The sequence below is a fragment of the Pseudomonas brassicae genome (assembly GCF_010671725.1).
GTDB classification, from domain to species: Bacteria; Pseudomonadota; Gammaproteobacteria; order Pseudomonadales; family Pseudomonadaceae; genus Aquipseudomonas; species Aquipseudomonas brassicae.
This window is the reverse complement of record NZ_JAAHBU010000081.1, coordinates 21,991-28,172: the sequence shown is the minus strand read 5'-3', so window position 1 is coordinate 28,172 and position 6,182 is coordinate 21,991. Positions and strand designations below refer to the sequence as shown.

The 6,182-nt window shown below is 64.8% G+C and carries 6 protein-coding genes and 1 pseudogene; 3 read left to right on the top strand and 4 right to left on the bottom strand.

Translation table 11 applies throughout. From position 1 onward, the window contains the following. Positions 1 to 443 (top strand): annotated as a pseudogene (locus G3436_RS07015) (methyl-accepting chemotaxis protein); the annotation flags it as partial. 120 nt (positions 444 to 563) lie between these two features. Here G3436_RS07015 and ggt read toward each other — a convergent pair. The 3 genes from ggt to mdaB form a co-directional block, all read right to left on the bottom strand. Then, positions 564 to 2,231, bottom strand: a complete 1,668-nt coding sequence (gene ggt, locus G3436_RS07010) for a gamma-glutamyltransferase (protein ID WP_163942889.1) — start codon at positions 2,229 to 2,231, stop codon at positions 564 to 566. An 82-nt stretch (positions 2,232 to 2,313) separates the two neighbouring features. Then, positions 2,314 to 3,210, bottom strand: coding sequence for a LysR substrate-binding domain-containing protein (locus tag G3436_RS07005; RefSeq protein WP_163942886.1), 897 nt, complete (start codon positions 3,208 to 3,210; stop codon positions 2,314 to 2,316). A gap of 66 nt (positions 3,211 to 3,276) precedes the next feature. Then, positions 3,277 to 3,867, bottom strand: coding sequence for an NADPH:quinone oxidoreductase MdaB (gene mdaB, locus G3436_RS07000; protein ID WP_163942883.1), 591 nt, complete (start codon positions 3,865 to 3,867; stop codon positions 3,277 to 3,279). Positions 3,868 to 4,061: 194 nt separating this feature from the next. Here mdaB and G3436_RS06995 point away from each other — a divergent pair, with 194 nt between their 5' ends. After that, the gene (locus tag G3436_RS06995; RefSeq protein WP_163942880.1) at positions 4,062 to 4,376 is read left to right on the top strand and encodes a putative quinol monooxygenase; all 315 of its coding nucleotides are present in this window, start codon (positions 4,062 to 4,064) and stop codon (positions 4,374 to 4,376) included. Here G3436_RS06995 and G3436_RS06990 read toward each other — a convergent pair. Beyond that, entirely contained in the window at positions 4,366 to 5,130 is a 765-nt protein-coding gene (locus G3436_RS06990; RefSeq protein ID WP_163942876.1) for a sulfite exporter TauE/SafE family protein, read from the bottom strand. The two genes, G3436_RS06995 and G3436_RS06990, sit on opposite strands and share 11 nt — an antisense overlap. A 78-nt stretch (positions 5,131 to 5,208) precedes the next feature. On the opposite strand from G3436_RS06990, the gene G3436_RS06985 reads away from it, so the two are divergent. After that, entirely contained in the window at positions 5,209 to 6,147 is a 939-nt protein-coding gene (locus tag G3436_RS06985) for a LysR substrate-binding domain-containing protein (protein WP_163942874.1), read from the top strand. Positions 6,148 to 6,182 lie beyond the last annotated feature (35 nt).

Genomic DNA, 6,182 nt, shown 5'->3' with positions numbered 1-6,182 from the left:
GAAGCGGCGCGTGCCGGTGAAGCCGGTCGCGGCTTTGCCGTGGTGGCTGACGAAGTGCGCGGGCTGGCGCAGCGCACGCAGAAGTCCACCGAAGAAATCGAAGTGCTGGTGGCGGGCCTGCAAAGCGGTACGCAGCAGGTGGCCAACGTGATGCACGGCAGCCGCGCGCTGACCGACAGCAGCGTGGAACTGACGCGCAAGGCCGGTGCCTCACTGGAGAACATCACCCGTGTGGTGTCGAACATCCAGTCGATGAACCAGCAGATTGCCGCGGCAGCCGAGCAGCAGAGCGCGGTGGCCGAAGAGATCAGCCGCAGCATCCTGAATGTGCGTGATGTGTCGGAACAGACCGCAGCAGCCAGCCAGGAAACAGCGGCCTCCAGCGTCGAGCTGCGCGCCTGGGCAACCAGCTGCAGATGATGGTCAGCCACTTCCGCGTCTGATGGGTTGCGGTGACTGAGCGGGCCTCTTCGCTGGCAAGCCAGCTCCCACAGGGATTGCCGTGATCCTGGAATCACCGCTACACCTGTGGGAGCTGGCTTGCCAGCAAAAAGGGGCAGCGCTTATTTGACGACCTGCCCCACCCCGCGACCGCGCGGGTCAGACGCAGTTTCCAGCGCCGTGCCCTTGACCCGGATCGCCTGGATATCGCCCATCTCCCAACCCTGGTCCTCCAGGGTGTAGCCCATCTTCTTGAGCGCCTCGGCGACCTTGCCATTGAGCGGCGCATAGGCGTCGTAATAGATCGTGTCCTTGGGCAGCAACTGATGATGCACGCGCTGCGCCGCCACGGCTTTGCCCAGTGGCAGGTCATAGTCGTACAGGTTGTTGAGCACCTGGAAGATCGAGGTGAAGATCCGCGAACCACCCGGCGTGCCCAGCACCAGCGTGACCTGCCCGTCGCGGGTCACCAGGCTGGGGCTCATCGACGACAGCATGCGCTTGCCCGGCTCGATGGCATTGGCATCGCCACCGACCACGCCGAACGCATTCGCCACCCCAGGCTTGGAACTGAAGTCATCCATTTCGTCGTTCAGCAGAAAGCCCGCGCCCTTGACCACCACGCCACTGCCGTAATCCCAGTTCAGCGTATAGGTGTTGCTGACCGCGTTGCCCTGCTTGTCGACGATGGAGAAGTGCGTGGTCTGGTGCGGCTCCAGCCCCGGGCGCACCTTGTCGGTGGCAGAAATCGCGTTCGGGTTGACCTCCTGTGCACGCTTGGCCAGGTAGTCCTTGGCGACCAGTTCGGCCACCGGCACCTTGGCGAACGCCGGGTCGCCCAGGTAGTCGGCGCGGTCGGCGAACACGCGCTTCTCGATTTCGGCCAGCAGGTGGATATAGCGCGCCGAGTTCAGCTCGACGCCCTTGAAGTCGGCTGCACGGTGCTCCTTGATGCCCAGCAACTGCGCCAGCGCAATCCCGCCCGAGCTGGGCAGCGGTGCGGTGTAGACCACATTGCCACGCCACTCGATGCCCATCGGCTCACGCCACACGGCCTTGTAGTCCTTGAGGTCGTCCTTGCTGATCAGGCCTTTGTCGGCCTGCATCTGCGCCACCAGCAGGTCGGCGGTCTTGCCCTGATAGAACTCGCTCACGCCTTTGTCGGCAATACGCTCCAGGGTCTGGGCAAGCTCCGGTTGCCTGAACGTCTCGCCGACCTTCATGGTGCCGAAATAGTCGTTGAAGTTGGTGCTGTCCTTGAACAGCCCCAGCGCGTCTTCGCGGTACTGGTACTGCTTGGCAGCGATCTTGAAGCCGTTTTTCGCGTAGCCCACCGCCGGGGTCAGCAACTCGGCCCAGGGCAGCTTGCCGAACTTCTGGTGCGCTTCCCACAACCCCATCACCGTGCCCGGCACACCGGCGGCGCGGGCGCCGACCAGGCTCAGGTTCTCGATGATCTCGCCCTTGTCGTCCAGGTACATGTTGCGGCTGGCAGCCTTGGGCGCCACTTCGCGGTAGTCGAGAAAGTACGGCTTGCCGTCCATGTACAGGGTCATGAAACCGCCACCGCCGATGTTGCCGGCTTCGGGGTAGGTCACGGCCAGGGTGAAGGCGGTGGCCACCGCGGCATCCACCGCGTTGCCGCCTTTCTTGAGAATGTCGGCGGCGACCTGTGCGCCATATTGATCGGGGGCGGCAACCGCGCCGCCCTCCAGCGTCACGGCGAAGGCCGATGAACTGGCGAGAATCGCGGTACTCAGGCTCAGGGTTCGGAACATCACAACGCGCATGAAAGCTTCCTTGGTGTTGTTTTCGTTGAACAGTCATTAAGGCGCATGCACCATGACTTTTCAAACACCCGCGAGGAAGAATTCAGCAGGCGTAGACCGACAGTTTTTGCTGGATGAAGTCCAGAAAGCACTGGATGCGCAGGGCCAACTGCGAGTTGCGGTAGTACACCGCATGGATCGGCTGGCGGTAACCGCTGGTGGCCTCGGCCAGCAGCACCTGCAGGCGGCCGGCCTGCACATCGTCGTGGGTCATGAAATGCGACAGGCAGGCAATGCCCTCGCCTGCTATCGCCAACTGGCGCAAGGTCTCGCCACTGGAGGCACTGAGGTCGGGGTGGATCGCCAGGCGATCGCCCTGGCTGTGGCGCAATGGCCAGTGATTGAGGCTGTCGGTCTGGGTGAACCCCAGCAATGTGTGCCCGGCCAGTTCCTGCACCTGCTGCGGGGTACCGTGGCGCGCCAGGTACGCCGGGCTGGCAAGGATATGCAGCGGGCTGCAGCCCAGCGAGCGCGCATGCAGGCTGGAGTCGGCCAGCTCGCCGATGCGGATGGCGATATCGGTGCGCTGTTCGAGCAGGTCGATGATCAGGTCGTCGGTGTTCAGCTCCAGCTGGATGTCCGGGTACAGCCGGCGAAACTCGCCTACCCACGGCACGATCGCATGCAGCATGAACGGCGCCGCCGCATTGATCCGCAAGCGCCCCGAAGGCGTCTGGCGATGCTGGCTGAGGCGCTCTTCGAGCGCGTCCATCTGCTGCAGGATGGCCTTGGCGTGCTCGAAGAAGTAGCGCCCCTCTTCGGTCAGGTCCATGCGTCGCGTGGTGCGGTTGATCAGCGTGGTGCCCAGCTTGGCCTCCAGCCGCGACAGGCTGCGGCTGATCGCCGACGGCGTCTGCCCACCCTGCTCGGCGGCGGCGGAAATCGAGCCGCACTCGATCACCGAGACGAACACCTGCAACTCATCGGACCTGGCTTTCACGGTTGTACCTTGCGCGGGCAATCAGCCGTGATAGATAGCCGCTTGGCGCCGCGCACGCAAGCCTTCTCAGGCCTGCACCTGGAAAACCTCGGCCAGATGCTGCCGGTACGCCGCCACGGCGGCCTCGACGTTGGGATTTTTCATCACGTCGGTGGCCAGGTACGTCGGCAGGCCGCGCATGCCCAGGAACTGGTTGGCCTTGTGGAACGGGAAGTACACCGCGTCGACCCCTTTGCCTTCGAAGAACTGGTCGGCCTCGTCAAACGCCTGCTGCGGTGCATTCCAGGTCAGCGACAGCATGTACTGCTTGCCCTGGATCAGGCCGCCGCTGCCGTACTTGTGCGACGCATCGGCACGGCTGCGGCCATCACTGGCATACAGGCTGCCATGGCCGGCGGTGAACACCTCGTCCAGGTACTGCTTGACGGTCCACGGCGCGCCCATCCACCACCCCGGCATCTGGTAGATGATCACGTCGGCCCAGAGGAACTTCTGCACTTCCTCGGCGTTGTCATAGCCGCCGTCGATGTAGGTGGTCTTGAGCTCGAAGCCGGCACGGTCCAGAAACGCCAGTGCCGTGTCGTGCAGGGTTTCGTTCAGGCGGCCATCGGAGTGGGCGAACTGCTTGCCGCCGTTGAGCAACAGGATCTTCTTCATGCTTTGCCTCATCTGGGTTCGGTAGCGGCCAGCGCTGGGCGTGGCGAGCATCCGGTTGAACTGGGATGACGGCAGGTTAAGCAGTTCAGTGCGCGGGAATAAGCCGTGGGCAGGCAAAAGGCTTTTGCCCATAAAGCACGAATCAGCACCTTATTGCTGAAATAAAATGGGCGCCACTTCTACAGGAGCCTCCCATGAGCGAACCCTACGGTTTCATCCTCAAAGCCAAGACCCGCGCGGAAAAAGCCGAAGCCTTCGAAGCACTGTTTCGCGCCTACGTGGAACCCAGCCGCGCGGAGCCTGGCTGCATCGAGTACCACATGCTGCGCGACCGGCAAGACCCGACGCTGTTCGTGTTCTACGAGGTCTGGGCCAGCAAGGCCGCGCTGGACGTGCATTCGGCGCTGCCGCACATGCAGCAGTTCAGCGAACAGCGCATGCAGTATCTGGAGCGCGACGTCGAGGTCCAGGAGGTCGAGATGCTCAGTGCCCCATCGGCTAGCCGTTGAGCAACAGGTGCGCGCCGAGCAGCCCCAGGCCGATGAAGAAGCAGCGCTTGAACAGCGCCGCGCTGATGCGCTGACGTAGCCACTGGCCCAGCAGCATGCCCAGCAGCGCCGGCGCCAGCACCAGCAGCGAAGCACCCAATGCGGCGCTGCCCAGCGCGCCCTGCCCGGCCAGTCCCACGGCCAGCGCCAGGGTCGAGACCGTGAACGACAGGCCCAGCGCCTGCACCATCTGGTCACGGTTCAGGCCCAGCGCCTGCAGGTACGGCACCGCCGGAATCACGAACACCCCGGTGGCCGCGGTGATCACCCCGGTCACCAGGCCGCACAACGGCCCCAGCCAACCCTCGTGGCGCCGGGCCAGGTGCAGGCCGGGGTGGTACAGGCCGTACACCGCGTAGGCCAGCAGCGCAGCGCCCAACGCATGGGCCGCCCACGCACCACTGTCGATGCCGAGCCAGACACTGCCCAGCAGCGTGCCGACGAAGATCAGCGCCAGCATCGGCCACAAGCGCTGCACCAATGTGCGCAGGTGCCCACCGGCCGCCAGTTGCCACAGGTTGGTCAGCGTGGACGGCACGATCAGCAGCGCCGCAGCCTGTGCCGGTGGCAGAGCCAGGCCCAGCAGGCCCATGGCAACGGTCGGCAGGCCCAGGCCGATCACGCCCTTGACCGCCCCCGCCAGCACGAAGGTGATGATGACCAGCAATGACAGTGCCGGACCGATTTCCTGATAGAAGCCGAGAACGGTATTCATGGGCGCCATGCTGCCCGCTCGGTGCGCACCTGAACATCTGCCATATACTGAGCCAGACTATTGCCCAGGCAGAGGCTGATGCATTTCGATCTGATTGACCTTCGACTGTTCGTGCACACCGTGGAGTGCGGCAACATCACGGCGGGTGCCGAACGCAGCCACCTCTCGTTGCCCGCCGCGAGCGCGCGCATCCGCGCCATGGAAAGCTCGCTCGGCACGCCCTTGCTGGAGCGCAATCGACGTGGCGTGCAACCGACGGCGGCCGGCCAGGCACTGGTACAGCATGCACGCCAGATCGGCCAGCAGGTCGAGCGCTTGCAGTTCGACCTGGGGCAGTACGCCCAGGGCCTGCAAGGCCAGGTGCGCCTGCTGTGCAACACCGCTGCGCTGACCGAGTACCTGCCCGAGCTGCTGGCCACGTTCCTGACCCGGCATCCGGCCATCGCCGTCGATGTGGTCGAACTGCCCAGCCTGCGTATCGTGCAGGCGATCACCCAGGGCGAGGCCGACCTGGGCATCCTCTCCAGCGCCGTGGCCAGCGAACACCTGCAGAGCCTGGCGTTTCGCGATGACCCGCTGGTGCTGATCATGGCGCCGGACCACCCATTAGCCACGCGGCCCGCGCTGCGCTTTGCCGATACCCTGGCGCACGGCCACGTCGGCCTGCAGGCCAACAGTGCGCTGGCCCTGCACCTGGAGGAGCAGGCCCTGCACCTGGGGCGGCGCCTGCAGGTGCGGGTGCGCGCCGACGGCTTCGACGGGGTGATCCGCATGGTCGCGCATGGCGCCGGCCTGGGCATCGTGCCGCTGGCCGCCGTGCAGCGCTGGCAGGGCGTGCTGGCCTTGCACAGCCTGGCACTGCACGAACCCTGGGCCAAGCGCCAGTTGCAGCTGTGCAGCCGAGATTTTTCTGCCCTTCCCGGGCACACGCGCACACTTCTGGAAAGCTTATCCATGGGCGCTATTGCCCCGGCAGGGACAATCCACCCACAATCGCCCTGGCGCACGCATATGTAACAAGCAATGATCTGCAACCGAGCCGTAAAGGGAGT